Origin of the sequence: Pseudomonas sp. JV449 (genome assembly GCF_032424295.1) — a bacterium.
GTDB lineage: Bacteria > Pseudomonadota > Gammaproteobacteria > Pseudomonadales > Pseudomonadaceae > Aquipseudomonas > Aquipseudomonas marginalis.
In genome coordinates, this window is the sequence record NZ_VYKD01000005.1 from 184,730 (window position 1) to 210,619 (window position 25,890).

Annotated in this window: 27 protein-coding genes; 13 read left to right on the forward strand and 14 right to left on the reverse strand. The window is 61.6% G+C overall.

The window, feature by feature from the left end; translation table 11 throughout:
• Nucleotides 1-146 precede the first annotated feature (146 nt).
• Nucleotides 147-1,166, forward strand: coding sequence for a Leu/Phe/Val dehydrogenase (locus tag F6S08_RS06100; protein WP_065948969.1), 1,020 nt, complete (start codon nt 147-149; stop codon nt 1,164-1,166).
• 55 nt (nt 1,167-1,221) lie between these two features.
• Here the strand turns inward: F6S08_RS06100 and F6S08_RS06105 are convergent, their stop codons facing one another.
• Entirely contained in the window at nt 1,222-1,482 is a 261-nt protein-coding gene (locus F6S08_RS06105; RefSeq protein WP_012722374.1) for a YebG family protein, read from the reverse strand.
• A 271-nt stretch (nt 1,483-1,753) separates the two neighbouring features.
• Between F6S08_RS06105 and F6S08_RS06110 the strand changes: the two genes are divergently transcribed.
• The 3 genes from F6S08_RS06110 (at nt 1,754) to F6S08_RS06120 (ending at nt 2,990) form a co-directional block, all read left to right on the forward strand.
• A complete protein-coding gene (locus F6S08_RS06110; RefSeq protein ID WP_074843990.1) occupies nt 1,754-2,014 on the forward strand; it encodes a DUF6124 family protein in 261 nt (86 codons plus the stop codon).
• Nucleotides 2,015-2,198: 184 nt separating this feature from the next.
• Nucleotides 2,199-2,489, forward strand: a complete 291-nt coding sequence (locus F6S08_RS31350) for a hypothetical protein (RefSeq protein ID WP_083381312.1) — start codon at nt 2,199-2,201, stop codon at nt 2,487-2,489.
• Between the two features lie 12 nt (nt 2,490-2,501).
• Entirely contained in the window at nt 2,502-2,990 is a 489-nt protein-coding gene (locus F6S08_RS06120) for a phosphate-starvation-inducible protein PsiE (RefSeq protein ID WP_065924198.1), read from the forward strand.
• On the opposite strand, the gene F6S08_RS06125 is transcribed toward F6S08_RS06120, so the two are convergent.
• Together F6S08_RS06125 and F6S08_RS06130 are read right to left on the reverse strand one after the other, a co-directional pair.
• Nucleotides 2,987-3,304 (reverse strand): DUF3509 domain-containing protein, encoded by a 318-nt coding sequence (locus F6S08_RS06125; protein ID WP_065924197.1) that lies wholly within the window; start codon nt 3,302-3,304, stop codon nt 2,987-2,989. The two genes, F6S08_RS06120 and F6S08_RS06125, sit on opposite strands and share 4 nt — an antisense overlap.
• A gap of 336 nt (nt 3,305-3,640) precedes the next feature.
• Nucleotides 3,641-5,017, reverse strand: coding sequence for an L-serine ammonia-lyase (locus F6S08_RS06130; RefSeq protein ID WP_315871391.1), 1,377 nt, complete (start codon nt 5,015-5,017; stop codon nt 3,641-3,643).
• A gap of 137 nt (nt 5,018-5,154) precedes the next feature.
• Between F6S08_RS06130 and F6S08_RS06135 the strand changes: the two genes are divergently transcribed.
• Complete coding sequence (locus F6S08_RS06135) at nt 5,155-6,102, forward strand: LysR substrate-binding domain-containing protein (RefSeq protein WP_315871392.1); 948 nt, start codon at nt 5,155-5,157, stop codon at nt 6,100-6,102.
• 213 nt (nt 6,103-6,315) lie between these two features.
• Complete coding sequence (locus tag F6S08_RS06140) at nt 6,316-6,726, forward strand: HPF/RaiA family ribosome-associated protein (RefSeq protein WP_027604683.1); 411 nt, start codon at nt 6,316-6,318, stop codon at nt 6,724-6,726.
• Between the two features lie 51 nt (nt 6,727-6,777).
• On the opposite strand, the gene F6S08_RS06145 is transcribed toward F6S08_RS06140, so the two are convergent.
• Nucleotides 6,778-8,289 (reverse strand): MFS transporter, encoded by a 1,512-nt coding sequence (locus tag F6S08_RS06145; protein ID WP_315871393.1) that lies wholly within the window; start codon nt 8,287-8,289, stop codon nt 6,778-6,780.
• Between the two features lie 105 nt (nt 8,290-8,394).
• Here F6S08_RS06145 and F6S08_RS06150 point away from each other — a divergent pair, with 105 nt between their 5' ends.
• On the forward strand, nt 8,395-9,267 hold the full coding sequence (locus F6S08_RS06150) for a LysR family transcriptional regulator (RefSeq protein WP_065924193.1): 873 nt from the start codon (nt 8,395-8,397) through the stop codon (nt 9,265-9,267).
• On the opposite strand, the gene fecA is transcribed toward F6S08_RS06150, so the two are convergent.
• The 3 genes from fecA to F6S08_RS06165 all read right to left on the reverse strand — a co-directional run bounded on the left by fecA (nt 9,264) and on the right by F6S08_RS06165 (nt 13,120).
• Nucleotides 9,264-11,603 (reverse strand): TonB-dependent Fe(3+) dicitrate receptor FecA, encoded by a 2,340-nt coding sequence (gene fecA, locus F6S08_RS06155; RefSeq protein ID WP_065924192.1) that lies wholly within the window; start codon nt 11,601-11,603, stop codon nt 9,264-9,266. The genes F6S08_RS06150 and fecA overlap by 4 nt on opposite strands.
• Nucleotides 11,604-11,693: 90 nt before the next feature.
• Nucleotides 11,694-12,635 carry a FecR family protein gene (locus F6S08_RS06160; RefSeq protein ID WP_315871394.1) on the reverse strand — a complete coding sequence of 314 codons (942 nt, stop codon included), beginning with the start codon at nt 12,633-12,635 and terminating at the stop codon, nt 11,694-11,696.
• Nucleotides 12,632-13,120 carry a sigma-70 family RNA polymerase sigma factor gene (locus F6S08_RS06165; protein ID WP_065924325.1) on the reverse strand — a complete coding sequence of 163 codons (489 nt, stop codon included), beginning with the start codon at nt 13,118-13,120 and terminating at the stop codon, nt 12,632-12,634. The genes F6S08_RS06160 and F6S08_RS06165 overlap by 4 nt, the downstream gene beginning before the upstream one ends.
• Nucleotides 13,121-13,304: 184 nt before the next feature.
• Between F6S08_RS06165 and F6S08_RS06170 the strand changes: the two genes are divergently transcribed.
• Genes F6S08_RS06170 through F6S08_RS06190 form a run of 5 tightly spaced genes read left to right on the forward strand, consistent with a single transcriptional unit; the run spans nt 13,305 to nt 17,067 of the window.
• Nucleotides 13,305-13,607 carry a DUF3649 domain-containing protein gene (locus tag F6S08_RS06170; protein WP_065924190.1) on the forward strand — a complete coding sequence of 101 codons (303 nt, stop codon included), beginning with the start codon at nt 13,305-13,307 and terminating at the stop codon, nt 13,605-13,607.
• On the forward strand, nt 13,604-15,178 hold the full coding sequence (locus F6S08_RS06175; protein WP_065924189.1) for a PepSY-associated TM helix domain-containing protein: 1,575 nt from the start codon (nt 13,604-13,606) through the stop codon (nt 15,176-15,178). Before F6S08_RS06170 ends, F6S08_RS06175 begins: the two co-directional genes overlap by 4 nt.
• The gene (locus F6S08_RS06180; RefSeq protein ID WP_065948902.1) at nt 15,179-15,505 is read left to right on the forward strand and encodes a DUF3325 domain-containing protein; all 327 of its coding nucleotides are present in this window, start codon (nt 15,179-15,181) and stop codon (nt 15,503-15,505) included.
• A 9-nt stretch (nt 15,506-15,514) separates the two neighbouring features.
• Nucleotides 15,515-16,093, forward strand: coding sequence for an RNA polymerase sigma factor (locus tag F6S08_RS06185; RefSeq protein WP_027604674.1), 579 nt, complete (start codon nt 15,515-15,517; stop codon nt 16,091-16,093).
• Nucleotides 16,090-17,067 (forward strand): FecR family protein, encoded by a 978-nt coding sequence (locus F6S08_RS06190; protein WP_065924186.1) that lies wholly within the window; start codon nt 16,090-16,092, stop codon nt 17,065-17,067. The genes F6S08_RS06185 and F6S08_RS06190 overlap by 4 nt, the downstream gene beginning before the upstream one ends.
• Here F6S08_RS06190 and F6S08_RS06195 read toward each other — a convergent pair whose 3' ends face one another.
• The gene (locus tag F6S08_RS06195; protein WP_065924185.1) at nt 17,068-17,418 is read right to left on the reverse strand and encodes a glutaredoxin family protein; all 351 of its coding nucleotides are present in this window, start codon (nt 17,416-17,418) and stop codon (nt 17,068-17,070) included. It lies immediately after the preceding gene.
• On the reverse strand, nt 17,418-18,422 hold the full coding sequence (gene yejK / locus F6S08_RS06200) for a nucleoid-associated protein YejK (protein ID WP_012722392.1): 1,005 nt from the start codon (nt 18,420-18,422) through the stop codon (nt 17,418-17,420). Before yejK ends, F6S08_RS06195 begins: the two co-directional genes overlap by 1 nt.
• Before the next feature lie 396 nt (nt 18,423-18,818).
• Here yejK and F6S08_RS06205 point away from each other — a divergent pair, with 396 nt between their 5' ends.
• Complete coding sequence (locus tag F6S08_RS06205) at nt 18,819-19,100, forward strand: HU family DNA-binding protein (protein ID WP_003188840.1); 282 nt, start codon at nt 18,819-18,821, stop codon at nt 19,098-19,100.
• Between the two features lie 67 nt (nt 19,101-19,167).
• On the opposite strand, the gene rlmF is transcribed toward F6S08_RS06205, so the two are convergent.
• From rlmF to F6S08_RS06230, 5 genes are all read right to left on the reverse strand, one after another.
• Nucleotides 19,168-20,184, reverse strand: coding sequence for a 23S rRNA (adenine(1618)-N(6))-methyltransferase RlmF (gene rlmF, locus F6S08_RS06210; protein WP_027604671.1), 1,017 nt, complete (start codon nt 20,182-20,184; stop codon nt 19,168-19,170).
• 148 nt (nt 20,185-20,332) lie between these two features.
• Nucleotides 20,333-23,179: a valine--tRNA ligase gene (locus tag F6S08_RS06215; protein WP_074843998.1), complete on the reverse strand. Its 2,847-nt coding sequence runs from the start codon at nt 23,177-23,179 to the stop codon at nt 20,333-20,335.
• Nucleotides 23,180-23,328: 149 nt separating this feature from the next.
• Entirely contained in the window at nt 23,329-23,721 is a 393-nt protein-coding gene (locus F6S08_RS06220; RefSeq protein WP_065924183.1) for a DNA polymerase III subunit chi, read from the reverse strand.
• Between the two features lie 7 nt (nt 23,722-23,728).
• Nucleotides 23,729-24,157 (reverse strand): DNA polymerase III subunit chi, encoded by a 429-nt coding sequence (locus F6S08_RS06225; RefSeq protein WP_027604668.1) that lies wholly within the window; start codon nt 24,155-24,157, stop codon nt 23,729-23,731.
• 167 nt (nt 24,158-24,324) lie between these two features.
• Nucleotides 24,325-25,815: a leucyl aminopeptidase gene (locus F6S08_RS06230; protein WP_065924182.1), complete on the reverse strand. Its 1,491-nt coding sequence runs from the start codon at nt 25,813-25,815 to the stop codon at nt 24,325-24,327.
• Nucleotides 25,816-25,890 lie beyond the last annotated feature (75 nt).

Here is a 25,890-nt window from a genome sequence, read left to right on the forward strand (position 1 = left end):
GAATTTTCGTCCAGTGGCTTAAGAAATATCCTATCCGCTTATGTCACAAGACCTACAAAACCGGACGGCTTATTCCAGCGCACTTCGGCAGTTTTCTGCCGCAAGCCTATACTTGGCGACACAAGAAGTGATTCGGGAGCTCGACGATGTTTGCTCTCATGCACAGCACCCGCCTTGAATCGCTGCACCTGAGCATCGACCCGGTGACGGGGTTGAAGGCGGTCATAGCCATCCACAACAGCCGCCTGGGCCCAGCCTTGGGTGGTTGTCGCTACCTTGCCTACCCCGACGATGAAAGCGCCGTGGCGGACGCCGCGCGCCTGGCCCAAGGCATGAGCTACAAGGCCGCCCTGGCCGGGTTGCCGGTGGGTGGCGGTACGGCGGTGATCCTGCGCCCCGCCCATGTGGAAAACCGTGCGGCGCTGTTTGAAGCCTTCGGTCGTTGCATCGAGCAACTCGACGGTCGCTACATCACCGCCACCGACAGCGGCACCTCGGTCGCCGACATGGACTGCATCGCCCAGCACACTCGCTTCGTTACCAGCACCACCGCCGCCGGCGACCCTTCGCCCCATGCCGCCATGGGCGTGTTCGCCGGTATCCGCACCACCGCCATGGCCCGCCTGGGCAGCGACAACCTCGAAGGCTTGCGCGTGGCAATCCAAGGGCTGGGCAACGTGGGTTACGCCCTTGCTGAACAACTGCACGCCGCTGGCGCCGAACTGCTGGTCAGCGACATCGACCACGGCAAGGTGCAACTGGCCATGGAACAACTCGGTGCGCACCCAATCGCCAACGACGCCTTGCTCAGCACCCCCTGTGACATCCTCGCGCCCTGCGGCCTGGGCGCCGTGTTCAACCGCACCAGTGTCGGCCAACTGCGCTGCGCCGCCGTGGCAGGCTCCGCCAGCGCACAACTGACCAACCTGCAAGTGGCCGACCAACTCGAAGGCCGCGGCATCCTCTACGCCCCGGACTATGTGATCAATTCCGGCGGCCTGATCTACGTCGCGCTCAAGCACAGCGGCGCCGAGCTGCCTACCATCACCGCGCACCTGTCCAATATCGGCACGCGCCTGACGGAAATATTCGCCCACGCCCAGGCCGAAAAACGCTCCCCTGCACGGGTCGCGGACGAACTGGCCGAGCGTCTGCTCTACAAATAAGCCAGGCATTAAAAAGGCCCTGAATCATGGACTCAGGGCCTGTTCAATTCGGGCTTTATTCCGCCGGTGCGTTCAGCAACTCGGACAACGCATCCGGTTGGCTCTTGAACGCCTTGGCAAACACATCGCGATTCTTCGCCATGTAGATCCCGGCTTCCTCCACCTGCTGCTCGCTCAGGGACGGCACGGCTTTTTGCAACACTTCTGCGAGCAACTCAGCGAGTTCAAGCATCTTGTCATGACGGTCAGCTTCGGCTTTATCCATGAACAAACGCTCCAGATCTCGGCTGCTGCGGTATACCACTTCGACGGCCATTCACCACCTCACATGCCTTCACGATAGTTGTCTTTTGCGACTACTGTATTTATATACAGCTAAAAGGGTAAGCCAAACCGTGGGGTTTGGGTAGCAGTTTTTTAATGTAGCCGGGAAAGAGGGGGTTACTACAACGGAAATTTCTGACAACACGCTGAGGTTGCCGGGTAATCCTACGCCGGCTTACCTTTTCCGGGTCCTGATTGTGCAGGGCCGAGCTTGGCGGCTTGAATTTAAGGGAACCTATCCAGTTAACCAGCGGAGTTGCACCATGGGAAAAAATCCTCCCCGTGATACCGATTATTTGAGTCCTGAGCCGCCTGTCACGCTTTTCAACGTAACGCCCAACGCAGACAAAGAAACTCTACTGGCCCATGCCAGCGAAACGTTAAACAGCGTCCGTGAAATGGCCAGTACGCTGGCATTTGATCTTGATGGGCCACAGCGAAGCCTGGTTTTGGCGATTCACCAGTTGGTGGAAATGAGCGGTCTGCTGGTCGACCGGGCACTGGAGCAAGTCGCACCTGCCTGAGGACTCACCAATACCTTTGCCTAGCGAGCCTGTTGTGGCGAGCGAGCTTGCTCGCGTTGGGCTGCGCAGCAGCCCCGAGTCAGGCGAAGGTGTTCTTCCAGATAAATCTCGGTGACAGGTTGGGGGGAGCTTCGCACCCCAACGCGAGCAAGCTCGCTCGCCACAGATATAGGCGTTCATACCTTTGAAAAGTGAATTTCCTGAAATTGCGCAAGGCATTGATTCCGAAGCGTCCTACGACCTTTGGTTTCGGACCAAAGTGCAAGAAGCTTTGGATGACCCTCGCCCTGGAGTCGCTCATGAACAAGTCATGAGCGAAATGAACGCACTGATCAAGGCCAAGCTTTTAACCCCTCCCCCCCGAATAAGTGCCTCATATCAAGCGGCCACCATCTCACTTCCCGCCTCTGGCCTTTTTTCTGCATGCAGAACAACCGTCACGTCCAACCCGCATTATCCGGTCGAACCGACCTAAGGAAGCACCATCGTGAAATTTAATTGGGCCGAAAAGCTGCGCCATCAAGTTCATGGGCTGGCCGAGTCCCTGGGTAACCTGTTTGTCGAGTCGTTCCATTACCTGGCGTTGTTCGCCATCGGTGCGGTGACCGCCTGGGCAGCGGTGATGGAATTCCTGGGGATGCTGGAGAACGGGCACATCAAGATCGATGACATCCTGCTGCTGTTCATCTACCTGGAATTGGGCGCGATGGTCGGGATTTACTTCAAGACCAACCACATGCCGGTGCGTTTCCTGATCTACGTGGCGATCACCGCGCTCACGCGGCTGTTGATCTCCAACGTGTCCCACCACAACCCGCCCGACCTCGGCATCATCTACCTGTGCGGCGGGATTCTGCTGTTGGCGTTTGCGATTCTGGTGGTGCGCTACGCGTCGTCGGCGTTCCCGTCGGTGAAGGTCGAAGGCCCGCGTCGCAAGGGCGAGGCGAACCTGGAGACCGAGAAGGGCGAGCTTTAAAGCCCGACGCTGAAGGGCAGGGGGCGGGTCGGTGGCCGCTGCAGCAGTTTGTGGCTGTCGCCGTCCGTCATCACCGCCAGGATCTCCATGGCGCTGTGGCCCTGCTCGATGGCGATGCCGAATTGAATGCTTTGCACCAGGCGTTTGAGCCGTTGCGGGTCGTTGCGTTGTTCGGCGCTGATCATGCGTTTGGCCACTACGCCCGTCTCGTCCGAGAGGGTGAGCATGATGCTGCCGTCGAGCCGTTGGATGCTCAGGTTGACACGGTATTTTGGGGTGAAGGTGTCGGTGATGATCTGAAAAGGATTGTCCATGGTGCGTTACCGCCTGATAAGAACATGCAGTCATTGACGACCGGTGTCGTGATTAGTTCGCGTTGCCTGACCACCGGCCACTCCGTCGCTGAGGTGGTACAAATTCCGTTTACCTCATGGGCTGTACAGCAAAGGGCGTGCCGTACAGCGATCTGTCAAACAATGAGCTCCTTATGTGGGAGGGGGCTTGCTCCCGATAGCGGTGCATCAGTCAATGAATACTTGGCTGATGCACCGCTATCGGGAGCGAGCCCCTTCCACATGGGTTCTATGTTGTTATTGAGATCGGTGATCCGTTTCAGGGCAACACGGAAAAAACGATCGCTGACAGCGCAATCAGCACTCCACCCAGCTGACCGCCAGGCCGCCCCGTGAAGTTTCTTTGTATTTGTCATGCATGTCGGCGCCGGTATCGCGCATGGTGCGGATCACGCGGTCGAGGGAAATGAAGTGCTTGCCGTCACCGCGCAGGGCCATTTGCGTGGCGTTGATGGCCTTGACCGCGGCGATGGCATTGCGCTCGATGCACGGCACCTGCACCAGGCCGCCGACCGGGTCGCAGGTCAGGCCGAGGTTGTGTTCCAGGCCGATTTCGGCGGCGTTTTCCAGTTGCTCGGGGGTGGCACCGAGGATGTCGGCCAGGCCGGCGGCGGCCATGGCGCAGGCTGAGCCGACTTCGCCCTGGCAACCGACTTCGGCACCGGAGATCGAGGCGTTTTTCTTACACAGAATGCCGACGGCTGCGGCGGCCAGGAAGAAATTGATCACATCGTCGTCAGACGCGTCGGCATTGAACTTCATGTAGTAGTGCAGCACCGCCGGGATGATTCCCGCTGCGCCATTGGTCGGCGCCGTGACCATGCGCCCGCCCGCGGCATTTTCTTCGTTGACGGCGAGGGCGAACAGGTTGACCCATTCCATGGCCGACAAGGTCGAGGTGATCACATTGGGTTTGCCGATTTCCAACAGGCTGCGGTGCAATTTCGCTGCACGCCGTGGCACGTCCAGGCCACCGGGCAGGATGCCTTCGTGGCGCAGGCCTTGTTCCACGCATTCGCGCATCACCGACCAGATATGCAGCAGGCCGCTGCGGATTTGTTCATCGCTGCGCCAGGCGCGTTCGTTGGCCATCATCAATTCGGAAACCCGCAGGCCGTGTTTGTTGCACAGGGCCAGCAGCTCGACGGCGCTGGAGAAGTCGTAGGGCAATTGCACATCGTTGGCCGGCGCGATGCCCGAAGCCGCTTCAGCGGCTTCGATGATGAAACCGCCACCCACCGAATAATAGGTCTGCTCGCTGAGCAGGCCGTTGTCGCCGTAGGCGTGCAGGGACATGGCGTTGGGGTGGTAGGGCAGACTTTCGTCCAGCAGCAGGAGGTCTCTTTGCCAGTTGAAAGCAATTTCCTGTTGACCGGCCAGCAACAACCGTCCGGACTCGCGCAGCTGTTGGATTCGCGTGTTGATCGAAGTGGGATCGACCTGATCCGGCCATTCGCCCATCAGGCCCATGACGCAGGCGCGGTCGGTGGCGTGGCCGACACCAGTGGCGGACAGCGAGCCATACAGGCGCACTTCGACCCGGCGCGTTTCACTCAGCAAGTGCTGGTCGCTCAGGGCCCGGGCGAAGGTCGCCGCCGCGCGCATGGGGCCGACGGTATGGGAGCTGGAAGGGCCGATGCCCACCTTGAATAGATCGAAAACACTGATAGCCATGCTAAAGCCTTACAAGAAATGGAGTAGGAATCGCTGCCATTTTTTGTAGGACGAGCGCAATTGGCGCGATACTGAGCCTCTAGATCGGCACTGACCAACGAATTATCCTAAGACACCCTTTAGCAGGACTAAACTCTATGGTTCGCCCTCTCCATGGCCAGACTTATGTCTGGTTGCACGTGTTTTCCTGCGCTGCACGGCATCTGTCGTTCACCCGCTGCGCCGAAGAACTGCACATCACGCCGGGGGCGGTGAGCCAGCAAATCCGCCAGTTGGAGGAGCGCCTGGGGTTTCGGCTGTTTCATCGACGGGCACGGGGGGTGGAGCTGAGTGCCGAGGGTCAGCGCCTGGCGGCAACGGTGGGGGAGGCCTACGGCAGCATCGACGCCGAGTTGCAGCGGCTGGATGCGGGGATGATCAGCGGCACGCTCCGCCTGCGCTCGATTCCATCATTTCTCGGCAAATGGCTGACCCCACGCTTACCGCGCTTGCAGCAGCGCTTCCCGGATATCCAACTGCGTATGGTTGCCGAGGACAGTAGCATCGCCCTGCACGAGGGCGACTTTGACCTGGCCATTGACCTCAACGACGGCAGCTACCCCGGCCTGTTATCCACAGCCCTGCTGGATGAGCAGATTTTCCCGGTCTGCGCCCCCAGCCTGTTGCGGGGTCGACCGCCCTTGCACGGGCCGGCCGATCTCGTGCATTTCCCGCTGCTGCATGACATTACCGCCTGGCGTGGGAGTTATGAGTATGCGGAGTGGGAGTTCTATCTGAATGCCATCGGCTATCACGTCGCCGATGTACGCCGTGGCCACACCTTCAACCGCAACCACCTGACCATCGAAGCCGCCATCGCCGGCATGGGCGTGGCGATTGCGCGACGCACCTTGCTCAACGATGAGCTGGAACGCGGTACCTTGATTGTGCCGTTCGGCCTCGCGGTGCCCAACTATAAACGTTATGTGTTGCTATATGCGCCGGGCGCCCTGAGCCATCCGGGCGTACGCGCGGTGCATGACTGGCTGGTGGAGGAAGCAGGGATTTTTCGCGCATTGCACCCGCTCGGAGGGGGGCAATTGTGAGGATTGCGGGGCGTAAGAAGATGTAACTAACTCCCCACCCTAACAGCGTTTCTGCTCGTCGTCAGGGTTAATTTGTAATGTGGGATTTATCTTTGCAAAGGGGTTGAAATGTTTCTCTAGCTGCTCAATTGTGTAATCAAGAGGTCATGGTTTCACCACCCCGGTGTTGCAGTTTGTGACCTCTCGCGAGCTAGCTGAAATAAGGGAAGAACTATGCAAATCCAAGTCAATAGCGATAACCATATTGAAAGCAGCATCCGACTGGAGGAGTGGGTACGTACTACCATTGAGAGCACGCTCGAACGTTATGAAGAAGACCTGACCCGAGTGGAGGTCTACCTGCGGGATGAGAACGGCGATAAGCCCGGTCCCCACGATTTAAGTTGCCGACTGGAAGCGCGGCCAAAAGGCCATCAACCGCTGTCGGTGTCCGCCAAGGGCGATACCCTGGAACAAGCGATTGACAGCGCGGCCACCAAGCTGGATCACGCATTGGAACATCTGTTTGGTCGACTGCAAGGCAAGCCCCGCGCTGCCGCGAAAAACCAGCCCATCAACAAAGTGAACGAAGACGCGCTGGAACAGGAATTCCTGGAAAACGAAAACGCGGTCATCAACGGCTGACGTTCTTTTCACCCCCTGCAAACGGGCCTGCATCTGCAGGCCCGTTTTCGTTCAGGCGCCGCGTCGGAAAAAATACCGGCTCAGCATCGCCAGCCCGCCAGCACCCAACCCGGCAAACAGCATCGCCCAACCGGCCCCGTGGCGCAGTGCCGCCTGGGTGTCGTTGACTGTCAGCCCCATCGATTCGAGTTTTCCTGCCGCAATGTTTTGACTGATAACCGGCCAATCCATTGCCGTGGTGGCGGGCAGCATCTCGGCCAGGTGATGGCTGATCCCCAGCAACAGCACCAACCCCATCAGGGCAATGTTGAGCGCCAGGGTGATCAGCCGCGCACTGAGGTCGATGCCGGAGGCCATGCCCGCGCGGTCGGCCGATACCGAGCCGGTGGTGGTATTGGTGGTGGGCGAGTTGGTCAGCGCCAGGCCTGCGCCGGCGATCACGCAACTGAGCAGCACCAGCCCGATACGTGGGTGCTCGGCGCCGTTGACGGCGGCCATGGCCAGAAAGCCCGCGCCCATCAGGCCCAGGCCGAGGGGGATGATGCGTTCGGCGCCATAGCGCAGGGCCAGGCGCTCGGCCAGTGGCGGTACCAGCAAGGTCGGCAGGGTATAGGCGAGCAGAGCGGCGCCGGTGGTCAAGGTGTCGTAACCCAGGCCTGCCTGAAAGTACAACGGCAGGTAGATCATGAACGGCCAGAAGCTGAAGTTCATGCCGATCGAACCCATCAACGCGCCGTTGAACCGCTGGATGCGGAACACCGAGAAGTCGAACATCGGGTGCGCACTGCGAAGCTCGACCGTGATGAACAGCAGCAGGCCGAGCACCGACAACGCCGCCCAACCGAGCATGGCCGGCGTGCCGAAACCGTGTTCGCTGCCTTGGGTGATGAAGTACACCAGGGCAAACACCGACAGGGTCAGGGTGAGCATGCCGGCGATGTCCAGGCGATGGGCGGCCGGGTCGCGGGATTCCTGCACGCTGATGCGCAGCAGCACCAGGGTGAACAGGGTGAGCGGCACATGTACGAGGAACACCCAACGCCAATCTGCCACCGCCAGGATCAATGCGCCGATCATCGGCCCGAAGCCCAGGCCCACGCCGGCAATCACGCCCCATATCGCAAACGCCCGTGCCCGTGCTGCCGGTTCGCGGAACAGGTGCGAGAGGATGGCGAATTGGCAAATCATCATCGCCCCGGCACCGATGCCCTGGATAAACCGCGCCGTGATCAGCAGCGAGGCATCCTCGGCCAGCCCGCAGGCCAGTGAAGCCAGGCCAAACACCCACAGGCACAGCACCAGCATGCGGCGACGGCCAAAGCGGTCGGCCAATGTGCCCGCTGCCATCAGCACGCTGGTGCAGGCCAGGGTGTAGGCGTTCATGATCCACTGGGCGTCCTGGAAGCCCGTGCCCAACTCCCGCTCGAGCGTCGGCAGGATCACCGGCACGCTGGAAATCTCCAGGCCGAACATCAGGGCGACAAGGCACACGGCCGTGAGGGCCAGCCCATTCCTGGCGGTACGCGGGGGGCTGGCGGTGGTTAGCGTGGCGGCGGGTGGCATGGGATTCTCCTGTGGATGAAGTGTCGCGTTATTTTCAGGGGAATCTGTTTCGTTATTCGTGATAAGTTTTCCGCTCATAGGGGAATTCAGGGCGACAATAGAGCCATGACGACACCGCGTTTTGATGGCGTTGAGCTGTTTCTGCACATCGTCGAAAGCGGCAACCTGACCGGGGCAGCCGAACGGCTGAACCTCACCCGCTCTGCGGTCGGCAAGGGCCTGGCGCGATTGGAAGCGCGCCTGGGCACATGCCTGTTGCAGCGCTCCACCCGCCGCCAGCGTCTGACCGAGGACGGCCAGGCGTACTACGAGCATTGCCTGCGCGCGTTGGCGGAACTCGAGGCGGCCGAATCGGTGCTGGAAAGCGGCCGGCAACACCCACGCGGCCGCTTGCGGGCGAGTTTGCCACTGGCCTTCGGGCATCACTACGCGGCCCCGGCATTGTGGGGGTTGATGGCGCGCTATCCGGAACTGGAGATCGAGATCAGCTTCGCCGATCGGCTGGTGGACCTGGCACAGGAAGGCTTCGACGTCGCTGTGCGGATCGGCCCGCTGCCCGACACCGACCGCCTCAGTGCACGTCGCCTGGGCGAACAGGCCGTTGGGCTGGCGGCGTCACCGGCGTACTTGCAGCGCGTCGGGCCGATTGAATGCATCGAAGACCTTGCCGGCCATCGCGGCATTGCCTATCGCAGCACGACCTCGCAGCGCAATCCCGTGGCCTCGCCGTTGATGATGGACGACCTCCAGGCGGTGGCCGATGCCGCCATCGCGGGCGTCGGCCTGGCCTGGTTGCCGAGTTGGTTGATTGCGCACTATGTGCTGCGGGGGCAGTTGGTCGCAGTGTTGCCCGGCTATCGCGAGCAACCTGCGCCGATCCATGTGATCTGGCCGACAGCCGTGCATATGCCGGCCAAGACGCGTTGTGCAATCGACGCTCTGGTCGCCGCCACCCCCAGTTGCCTGGCGGGCAGTTAGAACGCGATAGAGGTCTGCACGTACAGCGTACGCGGCTCACCCACGTATTTGCCCTTGTTGTTGTCGTCGAACGAGCGGGTGAAGTACTGCGTGTTGAAGATGTTCTTCACGCCGACCGCCACATTCAAATCCGAAAGTTGCGGGCCGAAGTCATAGGCTGCGCGGCTGCTGAACAGCATGTAGCCGGGGATTCGACCGTTGGCGCCGTCAGCACTTTCTGCCTGAGTGTTGGCGTTGTCGGCGAACTGGCTGCTCTGATAGCTGCTGTCCACATTGAGTTTCCAGCGCCCTTCGGTGTAACCCACGCCAAGGGTGCCCTTGTGCTTGGACGAGAAGGGCACGCGGTTGCCTTTGTTCGGGCCGTCTTCGCGGATGGTGGCGTCGACGTAGGCGTAGGTAGCGTACACATCGAAACCGGCCAACGCCGGGCTCAAGCCATCGAGGGCGTAGTTGACGCTGGTTTCAATACCCTGGTGGCGCGTTTCGCCGCGGGCGATCACCGAATCGTTGGTCTGGTTGCTTTCATACTGGTTGTCGAAGTTGATCAGGAACGCGCCGATCTCTGCGCGCAAGGTGCCGTCGTCATAGCGGGTACCCAGTTCCCAGGTGCGGGCTTTTTCCGGTTTCACTTCACCGCTGGTCACACGGTTGGGCATCTGGCTGTACTGCACGCTGCCGAATGAACCTTCGGTGTTGGCGTACAGGTTCCAGTCGTCAGTCAGGTGATAGAGCACGTTCAACGCCGGCAGCGCGGTGTTGTAGTCGCCTTTGTATTTGACGTTGGTCAGGTTGTTGCTCTGCTGGGACTCGATCATCTCGTAGCGGATGCCCGGGGTGATGGTCCACTTGCCGATATCAATCCGGTCATCGACGAAGAACGCATTGGCTTCGGTGCCGCCGCGGGTGTCGCGGTCGTTGCGGCTGTCGGTGCTGGGGATTTGCTGGTTGTTGGCGGAAATCGGCGTGCGGTAGCGCAACTCGTGGCCGGCTTCGTTGATGTAGCGGTAGCCGACGCCCACTTCATGGCTGGTCGGGCCGAGGTCAAAGCCTTGGGCGAAACGGGTTTCCACGCCGCGCACCCAATACTCACGCGGGGACAGCGACAGGAAGGTGCCCTGGTCCAGGTAGCCGCTGCGCAGGGTCTTGGTGAAGAAGCTGTTGACGGTGAATTCGCGGCGGTCCTGCTCGTAGCGATAGCCGATGTTGAACATCGTACGGCGGCCCCAGAATTTGTCGTAGGGACGGGTGGACTGATATGGATCGGCCTTGTAGTCCGCGACGTTCAAGCCCCCAGGCATATCGGCCTGGCCTTCATAGTACTGCGCCATGGCGTTGAAGCTGTTGGCGTCGTCGAGCTGGTATTTGCCTTTGAGGATCAGGTCGTCGATGCGCGTGTTGCTGTTTTCGCGCCAGTCGCCGCCACGGGTGCCGGAATACAAAATCGCGCCGCCCAGGCCATTCTCGGCAGTGCCGCCGGCCAGCAGGTTGCCGGTGGTCTTGAAGCCGTCATGGCTGGAAGACGGGCTGGTCTCGGTCTGCAAGCCACCTTTGACGGTGGGTGCATCCGGGATCGCGCGGGTCACGAAGTTGACCACGCCGCCGACGTTCTGCGGGCCGTAGCGCACCGCGCCGCCGCCACGCACCACGTCCACGGCGTCCATGTTGCCCATGCTGATCGGCGCGAAGGACAGCTGCGGCTGGCCGTACGGCGCGAAGGGCACAGGGATGCCGTCCATCAGCACCGTTGAGCGCGAGGCCAGGCGCGGGTTGAGACCGCGAATGCCGAAGTTCAGCGCCATATCGTGGCTGCCGGTGCCGTTATTGTCCGGAGCGTTGACGCCGGGTATGCGGTTGAGCACGTCCTTGGCCTGGGTGGCGCCCTGGCGTTCGAACTCTTCGCGGCGGATCACGTCACGGGCGCCGGGGTGTTCGAAGACATTGGTTTGTGCCGCATCGCCGAGCCAGTCGCCGACCACGCTGGAGGTCGCCAACTCGACAGCCGCCGGCGCCGTTGCCGGTTGCAGGCTGTAGGCGTTGTCGCCTTCGGCGCGGGCTTGCAGGCCGGTACCTTCCAGCAGCTTCTGCAGGCCTTCGGCGGCGCTGTAGCTGCCGGACAAACCACGGCTTTGCATGCCCGCCGTGACTTCGGAACCGAAGGAAATCAACACGCCGGCTTCACGGCCAAACTGGTTCAGGGCTGCTTCCAGCGAGCTTGGGGCGATGTGATACGGCTTGGTATCGGCCGCCATCACGCAAGGCAGTACGGTCAGGCTGAGGCTGGCGCCCAGCAGCAGTTGGCGCAAGGTGCGGGCGAGAAGGGTGGGTTGCTGGGGCATGGAGGGCGGTCCTGAGAAGGAAGGATCAAGGTGGCTTTCCTTCTCTGTCACGCGAGGTGCGGAAAACGGCTCACGGTGGCTGAAAATAATTTATGCACGTGCCTGGACGCTCACCCAATAGCGGGTAAAACGCCGCACCTTGACCGGCAGGCTGACCTCCAGCAGGTCGAGGATGCGTTCGCTGTCGTCCAGCGGGTAGCTGCCGGACAGCAGCAGGTTGGCGACTTGCGCATCGCAAATGAGCTGGCCACGGCGGTAGCGACCCAGTTCGGCGAGAAAGTCCTCCAGGCGCATATGCGCGGCCACCAGCATGCCGTCGGCCCAGGCGCCGCTGTTGGCGTCGGTAGGGCGCGGAGTGTCCCAGCCTTTACGGGTGAAATTGACCTGGCGCGCCGCTTCGACCGTCAGGGGCAGGCCGCTGTAGGTGTTGGGCATCACCTCGACGCGGCCGTCCAAGACCGCCAGTTGGGTGTGGTCGTTGAACTGGCGCACATTCAGGCGCGCCGCCTGGCTGCTGAGCAGGCCCTGGCCGGTCAACACCTGCAGCGGCGTGCTGCCGGCATTGCCGGTGAGCAGGATCTCGCCTTCGAGCAGGCGGATCAGCCGTTGCCGGCCGTCGAAGTGCACATCCACGGCGCTGCCGGTATTGAGTTGCAACTGGCTGCCGTCGGCCAATTGCACCTTACGCCGTTGGCCGACGGGGCTGCGATAGTCGGCGCTCAACGGCGGCAGGATATGCTGCTGGCGCAGGCTCCAGGCGGCGGCCGAACCGGCGCCGAGGATCAGCAACAACTTCAGCGCCTGGCGCCGGCTGCTGGACTTAGGTGCGTTCAACGCCGCATGGACCAGGGGCGAGGGCATGCCGCGCAGGCGCTGGTTGACGCGCTGGATATGGTCCCAGGCGCGCTGATGTTCGCTATGGGCATTCAGCCATTGTTGCCAGGCCGCCTGCTGGCGTGGGTTGAGCGCGCCTTGCTGCATTTCCATCAGCCAGTGCACGGCCTGTTCGGCAACCTGGGTCGAGACATTCATAGGGCGAAATAGCAGCGCATGGCGGCTTTATTCAGGTGGCGTTTGACGGTGGCGATGGAGATGCCCAGTTCGGCGCCGATCTGCGCATACGTCAGGCCGTCGAGCTGGGCCAGCAGGAACGTGCGTTTGACCTGGGTGGGCAAGCCATCGAGCAACTGGTCCAGCTCCAGCAGGGTTTGCAGGATGATCGCGCGCTCTTCTTCTGATGGCGCTACCTGCTCAGGCATCTGCGCCAAGGCGTCGAGGTAGGCGCGTTCCAGGTCCTGGCGGCGGTAGAAGTTGAACAACACACGCTTGGCGACCGTGGTGAGGAACGCGCGGGGCTCGACCAGCGTCGGCGCCTCCCGTGCGGTCAGGACCCGGATGAAGGTGTCCTGTGCCAGGTCTGCAGCACTTTCCGGGCAGCCGAGCTTGCGTCGCAACCAGCCGGTGAGCCAGTGGTGATGGTCGTTGTAGAGCACTTCGACAGTGTTGGACGGCTGCAACGCGATCTCCCTTTTGTGCATGCCGGCAAAATCTAGGCATGCTTTAGAGAACAAGAATTGTTCGCATTGTAGGGCGCCGCCAACCGTTCGGCAATGCGTGAAGGCAGGTGTTTCATCCGTTCTGTTTTGCTTATGAGAATATTTATCATTAATATTGCGCGCTGATGAACCTGGCGCCTCCCGCATGAAAAGCAAAACCTCACTGCCTGCTTCCTATCGTCTCGCTGTCACATCGCGGGTGCTCGCCGCTGTGGTTGGCGGTTACCTGATGGCGTCCCTGGCCAGCATCTGCCTGGCGCTGTGGATGCCTGTCTCCCGCGCCGATGCGGTGATCACCGGGATGATGAGTTCGTTCGTGTTCTACCTGTTGGCGGTGCTGTGGTGCTTCGCCTGCCGTACGGCATGGCGCGCGTGGTGCGGCGTGATGCTGCCGAGCGCGGCGTTCGCCACCTTGGCAGGCCTGGGCTTGTGGATGGCACGCACATGAAAGAGGGCTTTCGTCAGGCCATGGCCTGGTTGCATACCTGGGCCGGGCTGATCTTTGGCTGGCTGCTGTTTGCGATTTTCCTGACGGGCACCCTGGCCTATTTCAAGGATGAGATCAGTCACTGGATGCAGCCCGAAGTGCAGGCCCATCCCCTGGATGATGCGCGCAGCCTGAGTGTCGCCCAGGACTACCTGCAGAAGGTCGCACCCACGGCCGCACGCTGGTTCATCACCTTGCCGGATAGCCGCGACCCTGGCCTGTCAGTGATGTGGCAAGACAAAGTCGACCCCGGCAAACGCGGCAATTTCATTCAGAAAACCCTCGACCCCGTGAGCGGGCAGGCCGTAGAGGCCCGGGAAAGCATGGGCGGGGATTTCTTCTACCGCTTCCACTTCCAGCTGCAAATGCCTTACCCGTGGGGCCGCTGGCTGTCGACCATTGCAGCGATGGTGATGTTCGTGGCGTTGATCACGGGCATCATCACCCACAAGAAAATCTTCAAGGACTTCTTCACCTTCCGCCCCCGCAAAGGCCAGCGTTCCTGGCTCGACGGGCATAACGCGGTGGGTGTGCTGGTGCTGCCGTTTCACCTGATGATCACCTACAGCAGCCTGGTGATTTTCATGAGCATGGTGATGCCGGCGCCGATCGTGGCCTCCTATGGCAACGACACCCGGGCCTTCTTCAATGACGTGTTCCCCGCCACCAACAACGCGCCGGCGCTGGGCCAGCCAGGCCAATTGCTGTCATTGCTGCCGATGTACGAGCAGGCGAGGGCGCAGTGGGCGGGTGGGCATGTCGGGCGGCTGGCGGTGAACAACCCGAGTGATGTAAACGCTTCGGTGAACCTGTTCCGTGCCAGCTCCGACCGCGTGGTGCATGACTTCGGCAGTACCGTGTCGTTCAACGGCAACACGGGTGAGTTGTTGCGGGTCAGTGCTGAACAATCGCTGCCGGCGGCGATCGGCGGCAGCTTCTATGGCCTGCACATGGGCCATTTCGCCGGTCCGGTGCTGCGCTGGTTGTACTTTATCTGCGGCCTGGCGGGCACGGCGATGATCGGCACGGGACTGGTGATCTGGCTCGGCAAGCGGCAACTCAAACATGCAAAAAGCGGCGTGATGCCGTTTGAACTGCGGCTGGTGGAAGTGCTGAACATCGCCAGCATGTCCGGGCTGTTGATCGCCATTGCAGCCTTCTTCTGGGCCAACCGTTTATTGCCGGTGGGCTTTGCCGAGCGCTCCGATTGGGAAGTGCAGGCCTTCTTTATCGCCTGGGGCCTGAGCCTGTTGCACGCGATCCTGCGCCGGGGCCGCCAGGGTTGGGTTGAGCAATTGAGCTTCGCAGCACTGCTGTTTGCCGCAATCCCGTTGCTTAATGCCCTGACCACGTCGCAGCACTTGGGCGCTTCACTGGCGACGGGCGACTGGGCCATGGCGGGCTTCGACCTGACCTGCCTGGCCAGCGGTGTGTTCCTCGCCTGGGCAGCCTGGAAGATGCAGCACCGCAAGGCCCCGCAGCCCAAGACCGAACGGGCGCGGCCGCTGCAGCTCAAGCAGGAGGCGAACTGAATGCTCCTCGCGCTGCTGATGTGTTACGCCGGGTTTACCGCCTTGTGCCTGTCCACCGACCGTCACCACGGCGAACTGCTGCACAGCAGGCCATCACCTCGGCGGCGTATTGCTTTGCGCGTCATCGGTTGGCTGCTGCTGACCGTCTCGATCTGGCCCGCCGTGGCTGTCGCCGGTTGGGGCCAGGGCCTGGTGGAGTGGTGCGCGGTGTTGATGCTCAGCGCCCTGTTGCTGGTGCTGTTGTTGCCGTATCGGCCAAGGCTGGCCTTGATCCTGGCAGGCGTCGGCCTGCTGGCCTGCCCTGTTGCCGCCTTCGCAACGTTCTGAGCCGCCGCCATGATGATCAGCACCCCACCCGATTCCCAGGACAGCCCCCAGGCTGACGCGGCGGGTGGGCGCGCGCATTTCCTGCAGGTGTTCTTGTCCCAGCGTTCGCAGATGGAAGCGTTGGTGAGCCGCCGTGTCGGGTGCCGCGCCACGGCGGCCGACCTGGTGCAGGACCTGTTCCTGCGGTTTTGGCGTCGGCCATTGGTGCAGGTCGAAGAACTCAGCACCTACCTGTTGCGCTGCGCCGGCAATATCGCCATCGACCACCTGCGCAGCGAAGGCGCGCGGGTGCGCAGCAGTGAAGGCTGGCTGCCGGAACAGCAGGATAACCAGGGCTCCGAACCCCAGGCGGCGCTCGAGGCGGGCAACGACCTGCGGCATGTCGAAGCCGCCCTGCGCAGCCTGCCGGAGCGCACCCGGCAGATCTTCCTGCTCAACCGCATTCACGGGCGCAAGTACGCGCAAATCGCCAAGGCCATGGGCCTGTCCCAAAGCGCCGTGGAAAAACATATGATGCGTGCCCTCGAAGCCTGCAAAGCCAGCCTTCGCGAACCATCGCCATCGCGCACGCCAGGGAAAGCACCGTGAATCCGACCCCCACACCTGACCAGGAACAAGCCGCACTGGCCTGGCTGAGCCTGTTGCACGACCAGCCCAGCAGTGGCGACCAGGCCACGTTCAGCCGCTGGCTAAGGGCAGATTCTGCGCACGTCGAAGCCTATGCCCAGGCCCAGGTGCTCTGGGAGTTGAGCGAAGTGCCGGCACGCCAACTGGCGGATGAAGACGCGCTGGCATTGCAGGGTTACCTCAATGCGATGAACACCCCGACGCGCTCGCGGGTGGTGCGCTGGTCCGGCGCATTAGCCATGGCGGCGTGCCTGGTGTTGATGGTGTCCATGGGCGCCGGTTGGCAGCCTTCGCGGTGGATCGATGACTTCGGCGCCGATTACGTGAGCGCACCGGGAGAAGTGAAGACCGTCACCCTGGCCGATCAATCCCGGGTCACGCTGGATGCGGACAGCGCCATTGCCGTGGACTTCAGCGACGGTGAGCGGCATATCCAATTGCGTCGCGGTGCAGGTTTTTTCAGCGTCACCCACACCGGCGAGTCCTTTGTGGTCGAGGCGGGCGGCGGCGAAGCGCGGGTGCTGGGGACGCAGTTCGAAGTGCGCCTGCAACCGGCGGGGGCCGAGGTGACGGTGTTGTCGGGACGGGTGGGCGTGACCGCGTCGAAACAGGGCCCGCAGCAAATTCTGACGGCGGGCCAGCAAGTGGCCTACGCCGATGGCAGCGCCGATCCCTTGCACGCGGTCGACAGCGAATCCCGCCTGGCCTGGCGGGATGGCTGGCTCAACTACTACAAGGCGCCGCTGGCGGAGGTGGTCAAGGACTTGGGGCGTTACTACCCTGGCCGCATCCTGCTGCTCAACGAAGAGATGGGTGCCAAGCGCGTCAGCGGCAGCTTCCCGAGCAAAGACCCGCAGGCGGTACTCAACGCCTTGCAAGCGGTATTGGGGTTCGAGCAGCACAGCCTGTTGGGGCGGGTAATCGTGGTGCGCTGATTATTTCAGCGCGGCCATGATCGCGTCAGGGTTGTAGTCGCGAATCAGCGTCCCGTTGACGTCCACAAACGGAATCCCGCCACCACCCAGCGCCTCATACGCCTTGCGCGCCTGGGCGTCCTTCTCGATATCGACGGCCTGGTACGGAATGCCCTTCTGGTCCAGGAAGCGGCGGATCTGCTTGCAGTAGCCGCACCACTCGGTGGCATACAGCACCACCCGCGCCGAGGCTCGCGTCTGCTCCGGGACCACCTGGGAGGGGTTGAACAGCCGCTCGATCTTGCCCCAGTTCTGGATAACCACCACCACCAGCAACACCAGCAGGACTTTCTTGAGGACCCCGCCGAGCATCAGTTGCGGCGCTTGAGCTGGTCGGTCAGTTGGGTCGGCAGGCCCTTGATGATCAAGGTGCCGGCGGCCTCGTCGTACTCGATCTTGTCGCCCAGCAAGTGTGCTTCAAAGCTGATGGACAAGCCCTCGGCGCGCCCGGTGAAGCGGCGGAACTGGTTGAGGGTGCGTTTATCCGCCGGGATTTCCGGCGACAGGCCGTAGTCCTTGTTGCGGATATGGTCGTAGAACGCCTTGGGCCGATCTTCATCGATCAAGCCCGACAGCTCTTCAAGGCCCATGGGCTCGCCGAGCTTGGCCTGGCTGCTGGCGTAATCGACCAGGGTCTTGGTTTTTTCGCGGGCGGATTCGTCCGGCAGGTCTTCGCTTTCGACGAAGTCGCTGAAGGCCTTGAGCAGGGTGCGCGTCTCGCCCGGGCCGTCGACGCCTTCCTGGCAGCCGATGAAGTCGCGGAAGTATTCCGAGACCTTCTTGCCGTTCTTGCCTTTGATAAACGAGATGTACTGCTTGGACTGCTTGTTGTTCTGCCACTCGGACACGTTGATACGCGCTGCCAGGTGCAACTGGCCCAGGTCCAGATGGCGCGACGGGGTGACGTCCAGCTCGTCGGTTACCGCCACGCCTTCGCTGTGGTGCAGCAGGGCGATGGCGAGGTAGTCGGTCATGCCTTGCTGGTAGTGGGCAAACAGCACGTGGCCGCCGGTGGAGAGGTTGGACTCTTCCATCAGTTTTTGCAGATGTTCGACGGCGGTGCGGCTGAACGTGGTGAAATCCTGGCCACCCTCGAAATATTCCTTCAACCAGCCGCTGAACGGGTGCGCGCCGGATTCGGCATGGAAGAAACCCCAGGCCTTGCCTTGTTTGGCGTTGTAGCTCTCGTTGAGATCGGCAAGCATGTTCTCGATGGCGGCCGACTCGGCAAGCTCGGAGTCGCGGGCGTGGAGAACTGCAGGTGTGCCGTCGGGTTTTTTGTCGATCAGGTGGACGATGCAATGACGGATCGGCATGGGCTTCTCGGCTGGTTGAAGGGGAGCGGTCGGCCTCCCCGAAAAGTCGCCCAGTGTACCGCACCCATTGGTCAAGACACGCGTCGAAGGGCATTTTGGGTGCTCTCGGACGAGGCATATGCCTTTTTTTCACGGTTTAGAGCGATAAAGCTGACCAAATGGGTAGGTAGAGGCGGATATTTCCCCGTCTCTGTGCTAGTTTTGCCCCGTCTTACGCCAAGTCTCGGCGATAAGCGTGCATTCAGCATCTGTCAGGTCGAACCAATCCCCGTTTCAAGCATCTATAACCCCGATCTCCGTGGTTATAGCCGGGGGTGCCAGGCCATGACGGTCGGGCTCGACGGCTGACACTGCACTCTGCAATCCATATGAATTTGATAGGGAAGGAACACCACAATGGCTATTACTAAAGACCAACTGATCGCTGACCTGGCTGAAGCAGTAGACGCACCGAAAACCACCGTGCGCGCTCTGCTGGACCAACTGAGCCAAGTTGTTGCTGACCAGCTGGAAAACGGCGGCGAAATCACTCTGCCAGGCGTTGGCAAACTGAAAGTGACCGAGCGTCCTGCCCGTACTGGCCGTAACCCTTCGACTGGCGCTGCCATCGAAATCGCTGCCAAGAAAGTTATCAAGCTGGTTGTGGCCAAAGGCCTGACCGACGCTGTTAACAAGTAAGACGCAGCAAAAAAAACCGTGCTCCGGAGCGATCCGGGCACGGTTTTTTGTTGCCTGGGATTTGTCTCTATCGCACCCAGCGCTGGCGCCAGATCTGCTGTTCGTTCTTGGTCTGGAAGGTCCAGGCCACGAAACGGCTCTGCTTCTGGCCCTGGGACATTTCCACCACCTGGCTTTCCAGCACGCCGGCTTTTTTCAGGGCGGTCTCGATCGCGGGCAAGTTTGACGCTTTTGACACCAGGGTGCTGAACCACAACACCTTGTGGGCAAAGTGCGCACTCTCGGCGATCAACTGCGTCACGAAGCGCGCTTCACCGCCTTCACACCACAACTCGGCCGATTGGCCGCCGAAGTTGAGCACCGGCAATTTGCGCTTGGGATCGGCCCGGCCCAGGGCGCGCCACTTGCGCTCGCTGCCCTTGGTGGCTTCGTCCATGGACGCATGGAACGGTGGGTTGCACATGGTCAGGTCAAAACGCTCACCCGGCTCCAGCAGGCCCAGCAGGATGTGCTTGGGGTTTTCCTGCTGGCGCAACTGGATGACCTTGCTCAGGTCGTTGGACTGCACGATGGCCTTGGCGGCGGCCACGGCGATGGGGTCGACTTCCGAGCCGAGGAAGTTCCAGCGGTACTCCATATAGCCAATCAGTGGGTAGACGCAGTTGGCGCCCATGCCGATGTCCAGCACCTTGACGATTGAACCGCGCGGGATCTTGCCCTCGTTGACACTGGCCAGCAGGTCGGCGAGGAAGTGCACGTAGTCGGCACGTCCCGGTACCGGCGGGCACAGGTAATCCGCCGGGATGTCCCAATGCTGGATGCCATAGAAGGCCTTGAGCAACGCCCGGTTGAACACCCGCACCGCGTCCGGGCTGGCGAAGTCGATGCTCTCTTTGCCATAGGGGTTGATGATCACGAATTGCGCCAGTTCCGGCGTGGTCTTGATCAACGCCTGGAAGTCGTAACGGCCTGTGTGGCGGTTGCGTGGGTGCAGGGTAGCCTCTTTGCGCGGCGCGACGGGTTTGGCCGTGGCTGCGGTCTTAGGCTTCTTGCGTGGAGGTTTGGGCGTAGTGGGGGCGGTCATGATGATTCTGGTGTTGGCTCAAAGTGGCGGCCATTGTCACACATTCCCGAGGATAACTCGGTCAAATGTGGGAGCAAGCCCCCTCCCACATTGACCGCAAGCACAAAAAAAGAGACCCGAAGGTCTCTTTTTTCACACGGATTGCCCCTTAGAGGCTGGAAATCCGCGCATGTTGCTCCGCCAGCTTGCCCAAAGCCTGTTCGGCCTCGGCCAGCTTGGCGCGTTCCTTATCGATCACTTCAGCCGGTGCCTTGTCGACGAATGCCGCGTTGGACAGCTTGCCGCCCACCCGCGCCACTTCACCTTGCAGGCGCAGGATTTCCTTGTCGAGACGGGCCAGTTCCGCGCCCTTGTCGATCAAGCCGGCCATCGGCACCAGCACTTCCATCTCGCCGACCAGCGCGGTCGCTGACAGTGGCGCTTCGGCGCCATCCGCCAATACGGTGATCGATTCCAGCTTCGCCAGCTTCTTGAGCAGCGCATCGTTCTCGGTGAGACGACGCTGGTCTTCGGCGCTGGCGTTCTTCACGAACACCGCCAGTGGCTTGCCCGGGCCGATGTTCATTTCGGCGCGGATGTTGCGCGTACCGAGCATCAGGGTCTTGAGCCATTCAATGTCGCTTTCGGCCGCCTCATCGATACGTGCTTCGTTGGCCACCGGCCAAGGTTGCAGCATGATGGTCTTGCCGTCTTTGCCGGCCAGCGGCGCGAGGCGCTGCCAGATTTCTTCGGTGATGAACGGCATGAACGGATGCGCCAGGCGCAGGGCGACTTCGAGCACGCGTACCAGGGTGTGACGGGTGCCGCGCTGACGTTCGATCGGCGCGTTTTCGTCCCACAGCACGGGCTTGGACAGTTCCAGGTACCAGTCGCAATACTGGTTCCAGATAAACTCGTACAAGGCCTGTGCGGCCAGGTCGAAACGGAACTGGTCGAGTTGACGGGTCACTTCGGCCTCGGTGCGCTGCAGCTGCGAGATGATCCAGCGGTCGGCCAGGCTAAGTTCGATGGCCTCGCCGTTCTGGCCGCAGTCTTCGCCTTTGTCCAGCACGTAGCGCGCGGCGTTCCAGATCTTGTTGCAGAAGTTGCGATAGCCTTCGACGCGGCCCATGTCGAACTTGATGTCGCGACCGGTGGACGCCAGCGAGCAGAAGGTGAAGCGCAGCGCATCGGTGCCGTAGCTGGCAATGCCGTCGGCGAATTCGTCGCGGGTCTGCTTCTCGATCTTCTTCGCCAGTTTCGGCTGCATCAGCCCCGAGGTGCGTTTCTGCACCAGGGTTTCCAGGTCGATGCCGTCGATGATGTCCAGTGGGTCGAGGACGTTGCCCTTGGACTTGGACATCTTCTGGCCCTGGCCATCCCGAACCAGGCCGTGCACGTACACGGTCTTGAACGGTACCTGCGGGGTGCCGTCCTCGTTCTTCACCAAATGCATGGTGAGCATGATCATCCGGGCAACCCAGAAGAAAATGATGTCGAAGCCGGTGACCAGCACGTCGGTGGAGTGGAATTTCTTCAGGAATTCGGTCTGCTGCGGCCAGCCCAGGGTGGAGAACGTCCACAGGCCCGAGCTGAACCAGGTGTCGAGTACGTCGTTGTCCTGTTGCAACGCCACGTCCGGGCCGAGATTGTGCTTGGCACGTACTTCGGCTTCGTCGCGGCCCACGTAGACCTTGCCCGACTCGTCGTACCAGGCCGGAATACGGTGGCCCCACCACAGCTGGCGGCTGATGCACCAATCCTGGATGTCGCGCATCCACGAGAAGTACATGTTTTCGTACTGCTTGGGCACGAACTGGATACGGCCGTCTTCCACGGCGGCAATCGCCGGCTCGGCCAGTGGCTTGGTGGACACGTACCACTGGTCGGTCAGCCACGGTTCGATCACGGTGCCGGAGCGGTCGCCCTTCGGCACTTTCAGGGCGTGGTCGTCGACGCTGACCAGCAGGCCTGCAGCGTCGAAGGCAGCAACGATCTGCTTGCGCGCTTCGAAACGGTCAAGGCCGGCGTATTCGGCCGGGATCTTGCCGTCGATGCTGTCGTTCAGCGTACCGTCCAGGTTGAACACCTGGCAGGCCGGCAGCACGGCGGCATTCTTGTCGAAGATATTCAACAACGGCAGGTTGTGGCGCTTGCCGACTTCGTAGTCGTTGAAATCGTGGGCCGGGGTGATTTTCACGCAGCCGGTGCCGAATTCAGGGTCGCAGTAATCGTCGGCGATGATCGGGATGCGGCGGCCTACCAGCGGCAACTCGACGAACTTGCCGATCAGTGCCTGGTAGCGCTCGTCGTTCGGGTTGACCGCGACGGCGGCGTCGCCAAGCATGGTTTCCGGACGGGTGGTGGCGACGATCAGGTAATCGTTGCCCTCAGCGGTTCTGGCGCCGTCGGCCAGCGGGTACTTGAGGTTCCACAGGAAACCTTTCTCGTCGTGGTTTTCCACTTCAAGGTCGGAAATCGCCGTGTGCAACTTGGTGTCCCAGTTGACCAGGCGCTTGCCGCGGTAGATCAGGCCGTCTTCATGCAGGCGCACGAAGGCTTCTTTCACCGATTCCGACAGGCCGTCATCCATGGTGAAGCGCTCGCGGCTCCAATCCACGGACGAGCCGAGGCGACGGATCTGACGGCTGATGTTGCCGCCGGACTGGTCTTTCCATTCCCAGATTTTTTCCAGGAATTTCTCGCGACCCAGATCGTGACGGTTCTGGCCAGTGGCTTCGAGTTGGCGCTCCACCAGCATCTGGGTGGCGATACCGGCGTGGTCGGTACCCGGCTGCCACAGGGTGTTGCGGCCCTGCATGCGGCGGAAACGGATCAACGCATCCATGATCGCATTGTTGAAGCCATGGCCCATGTGCAGGCTGCCAGTGACGTTCGGTGGCGGAATCATGATGGTGTAGGACTCGCCCGCGCCTTGCGGAGCGAAATAGTTCTCGGACTCCCAGGTGTTGTACCAGGAAGTTTCAATAGCGTGCGGCTGGTAGGTCTTATCCATGCGCGGCGGGACCCTAGTTGGCATATATTCAGGAAAGCCGGCAAGTATAACGGGGGATAGGGCGCAGGGCGAGGCGAAGGCGGGCTTAAGGTGCAGGCAATCAAATGTGGGAGGAGTTTGCCACCTCCCACAGGGGATCTATGGACGGTTTAAGACTGGTACTGGCTGAGCAGCCGCTCCATCCGCGCATCCATCCGGCGCTTGATCTCGGTTTCGATATGGGGGGCAAAGTCGTCGATCACGTCTTGCATGATCAATTGCGCAGCGGCACGCAGTTCGTTGTCCAGGTGCAGCAGCAGGGCGTCGGGGCCCTTTTCAGCCGCAGCAGGGGCAGCGTCCACCACAACGGGGGCTTCGACAACCGGTTCCGGGGCGACCTGCTTGCCGCCGACCATGTCGAACAACAGCGGAATCTGTACCTCGCCATCGGCCTGTTCGGTCAATAGCGGCGGTTGCAAGTCATCATCACCCAGCAACTGACGGATCGACTCGAGGTCGTCCAGCAGGTGGTCATCTTTTTTTGTCGGGTTGGGAGTGTCCATCATGTACTCAAAGTCGTTGTAGCCGGTGATCTTGCAAAGGATAGCCCTGTTCGCGGTAGAAACGGAAACTCTCCCGCGCGGCCTGACGAATAGCCGGATCTTCCACCACCACTTCCGCCACACGGGCGAAGGCCTTGGCAAAAGGCGGTACTTTCAGGTCCAGGTTGACCAGCAGGTCCTGGTGATTGCCGCAACTGTCCCCCAAACCCAGGACAACCTGGCCTTCGGGTTCTGATTCTGCGGGGCCGTGGGGCACGAAGCTTTCGCCCTTGAAACGCCACAGGCGGGCGTCGAGCTCGTCGCGTTGGGCGGCATCGCTGCAATGCAGGTAGATGCGGTGGCCCATGCGCCAGGCTTTCTCGGTGAGCTTGCAGGCGAAGTCCAGGCGCGCGAGCGGATCGGCGCTGGGCAATATATAGAAGTCGACTTGGGTCATTGCGGTTCCTGGGCTGCCGCGCCTGCCGCCGTCATAATGTAGGAGCGAGCTTGCTCGCGAAGAACCTGAGAACAATGCGTTCATCCAAGATGAACGCGTTATCGTTGACGCTCTTCGCGAGCAAGCTCGCTCCTACAGTTGACCGCGGCAGGCAGCTGGGCAGGTGTTTAGGCTTTGGCGCGGTCCAGCAGGTATTGGGTCAGCAATGGCACCGGACGGCCGGTGGCGCCCTTGTCCTTGCCGCCGCTGGTCCAGGCCGTGCCGGCGATGTCCAGGTGCGCCCAGTTGAAGTTCTTGGCGAAGCGCGACAGGAAACACGCAGCCGTGATGGTGCCGGCTTTCGGGCCGCCGATGTTGGCGATGTCGGCGAACGGGCTGTCCAGCTGTTCCTGGTACTCATCGAACAGCGGCAGTTGCCAGGCGCGGTCGTCGGCGGCCTTGCCGGCGCTGAGCAGCTGCTCGATCAACTCGTCGTTATTGCCCAGCAGGCCCGAGGTGTGGGAACCCAGGGCAACGATGCAGGCGCCGGTCAGGGTGGCGATGTCGATCACGGCCTGTGGCTTGAAGCGCTCGGCGTAGGTCAGGGCATCGCACAGCACCAGGCGGCCTTCGGCGTCGGTGTTGAGGATTTCCACGGTCTGGCCGCTGAGGGTGGTGACGATGTCGCCCGGACGGGCCGCGCCGCCGCTCGGCATGTTTTCGGCGCAGGCCAGAATGCACACCAGGTTGATCGGCAGCTTCAGTTCCAGCACGGCGCGCAGGGTACCGAACACGCTGGCGGCGCCGCCCATGTCGTACTTCATCTCGTCCATGCCCAGGCCCGGCTTGAGGCTGATGCCGCCGGTGTCGAAGGTGATGCCTTTACCCACCAGGGCGTAAGGCTTCTCGGACTTCTTGCCGCCGTTGTATTGCATCACGATCAGGCGTGGCGGTTGGTCGCTGCCCTGGCCCACGGCATAGAACGAGCCCATGCCCAGTTCCTTGATCTTCTTCTCATCCAGGACTTCGACTTTCAGGCCCTTGAACTCTTTACCCAATGCCTTGGCCTGTTCGCCCAGGTAGGTCGGGTGGCAGATGTTCGGCGGCAGGTTGCCCAGGTCGCGGGTGAACGACATGCCATTGGCGATGGCCTGGGCGTGAGTCACGGCGCGCTCGACTTCAGCCTGGGCGGCCTTGATGGTCAGCAGGGTGATTTTCTTCAGGGCGCGGGGTTCGGTTTTCTGGCTCTTGAACTGATCAAAAATGTAGCCGCCGTCCACCAGGGTTTCGGCCAGCAGGCGGGTCTTGCCGTAGCTGTCACGGCCTTTTACGACGATTTCATCGAGTGCCAGTGCCGCATCGCTGCCGCCCAGGCCCTTGAGGGTGTTGAGGATGCCGCTGATGATCTTGCGGAACGGACGGTCGCCCAGTTCAGCGTCCTTGCCCACGCCCACCAGCAATACGCGGTCGGCTTTCAGGTTAGGCAGGCTTTGCAGCAGCAGGCTCTGGCCGACTTTGCCGGCCAGGTCGCCGCGCTTGAGAACCGCGCTGATCGCGCCGCCGCTGAGTTCGTCGAGCTGCCTGGCGGCTACGCCGAGCTTGCGGCCTTCGCCGATGGCGACCACGAGGGTGGCGGTTTTCAACGTTTCGGGGCTAACGCTTTTTACAACCAATTCCATTTTCGGGTCCCTTATATAAGGTCTGAGAGCCTGGCGTCTGTACGCAGGCTTTAAAGCGTGGCGGCTGTGTAAACC

Excerpts from the sequence above, each read along its gene's own strand:
- F6S08_RS06100 (WP_065948969.1), top strand. The coding sequence starts at position 147 with ATGTTTGCTCTCATGCACAGCACCCGCCTTGAATCGCTGCACCTGAGC.
- F6S08_RS06105 (WP_012722374.1), bottom strand. The coding sequence starts at position 1,482 with ATGGCCGTCGAAGTGGTATACCGCAGCAGCCGAGATCTGGAGCGTTTG.
- F6S08_RS06110 (WP_074843990.1), top strand. The coding sequence starts at position 1,754 with ATGGGAAAAAATCCTCCCCGTGATACCGATTATTTGAGTCCTGAGCCG.
- F6S08_RS06125 (WP_065924197.1), bottom strand. The coding sequence starts at position 3,304 with ATGGACAATCCTTTTCAGATCATCACCGACACCTTCACCCCAAAATAC.
- F6S08_RS06130 (WP_315871391.1), bottom strand. The coding sequence starts at position 5,017 with ATGGCTATCAGTGTTTTCGATCTATTCAAGGTGGGCATCGGCCCTTCC.
- F6S08_RS06135 (WP_315871392.1), top strand. The coding sequence starts at position 5,155 with ATGGTTCGCCCTCTCCATGGCCAGACTTATGTCTGGTTGCACGTGTTT.
- F6S08_RS06140 (WP_027604683.1), top strand. The coding sequence starts at position 6,316 with ATGCAAATCCAAGTCAATAGCGATAACCATATTGAAAGCAGCATCCGA.
- F6S08_RS06145 (WP_315871393.1), bottom strand. The coding sequence starts at position 8,289 with ATGCCACCCGCCGCCACGCTAACCACCGCCAGCCCCCCGCGTACCGCC.
- F6S08_RS06150 (WP_065924193.1), top strand. The coding sequence starts at position 8,395 with ATGACGACACCGCGTTTTGATGGCGTTGAGCTGTTTCTGCACATCGTC.
- fecA (WP_065924192.1), bottom strand. The coding sequence starts at position 11,603 with ATGCCCCAGCAACCCACCCTTCTCGCCCGCACCTTGCGCCAACTGCTG.
- F6S08_RS06160 (WP_315871394.1), bottom strand. The coding sequence starts at position 12,635 with ATGAATGTCTCGACCCAGGTTGCCGAACAGGCCGTGCACTGGCTGATG.
- F6S08_RS06170 (WP_065924190.1), top strand. The coding sequence starts at position 13,305 with ATGAAAAGCAAAACCTCACTGCCTGCTTCCTATCGTCTCGCTGTCACA.
- F6S08_RS06175 (WP_065924189.1), top strand. The coding sequence starts at position 13,604 with ATGAAAGAGGGCTTTCGTCAGGCCATGGCCTGGTTGCATACCTGGGCC.
- F6S08_RS06180 (WP_065948902.1), top strand. The coding sequence starts at position 15,179 with ATGCTCCTCGCGCTGCTGATGTGTTACGCCGGGTTTACCGCCTTGTGC.
- F6S08_RS06185 (WP_027604674.1), top strand. The coding sequence starts at position 15,515 with ATGATGATCAGCACCCCACCCGATTCCCAGGACAGCCCCCAGGCTGAC.
- F6S08_RS06195 (WP_065924185.1), bottom strand. The coding sequence starts at position 17,418 with ATGCTCGGCGGGGTCCTCAAGAAAGTCCTGCTGGTGTTGCTGGTGGTG.
- yejK (WP_012722392.1), bottom strand. The coding sequence starts at position 18,422 with ATGCCGATCCGTCATTGCATCGTCCACCTGATCGACAAAAAACCCGAC.
- F6S08_RS06205 (WP_003188840.1), top strand. The coding sequence starts at position 18,819 with ATGGCTATTACTAAAGACCAACTGATCGCTGACCTGGCTGAAGCAGTA.
- rlmF (WP_027604671.1), bottom strand. The coding sequence starts at position 20,184 with ATGACCGCCCCCACTACGCCCAAACCTCCACGCAAGAAGCCTAAGACC.
- F6S08_RS06215 (WP_074843998.1), bottom strand. The coding sequence starts at position 23,179 with ATGGATAAGACCTACCAGCCGCACGCTATTGAAACTTCCTGGTACAAC.
- F6S08_RS06220 (WP_065924183.1), bottom strand. The coding sequence starts at position 23,721 with ATGGACACTCCCAACCCGACAAAAAAAGATGACCACCTGCTGGACGAC.
- F6S08_RS06225 (WP_027604668.1), bottom strand. The coding sequence starts at position 24,157 with ATGACCCAAGTCGACTTCTATATATTGCCCAGCGCCGATCCGCTCGCG.
- F6S08_RS06230 (WP_065924182.1), bottom strand. The coding sequence starts at position 25,815 with ATGGAATTGGTTGTAAAAAGCGTTAGCCCCGAAACGTTGAAAACCGCC.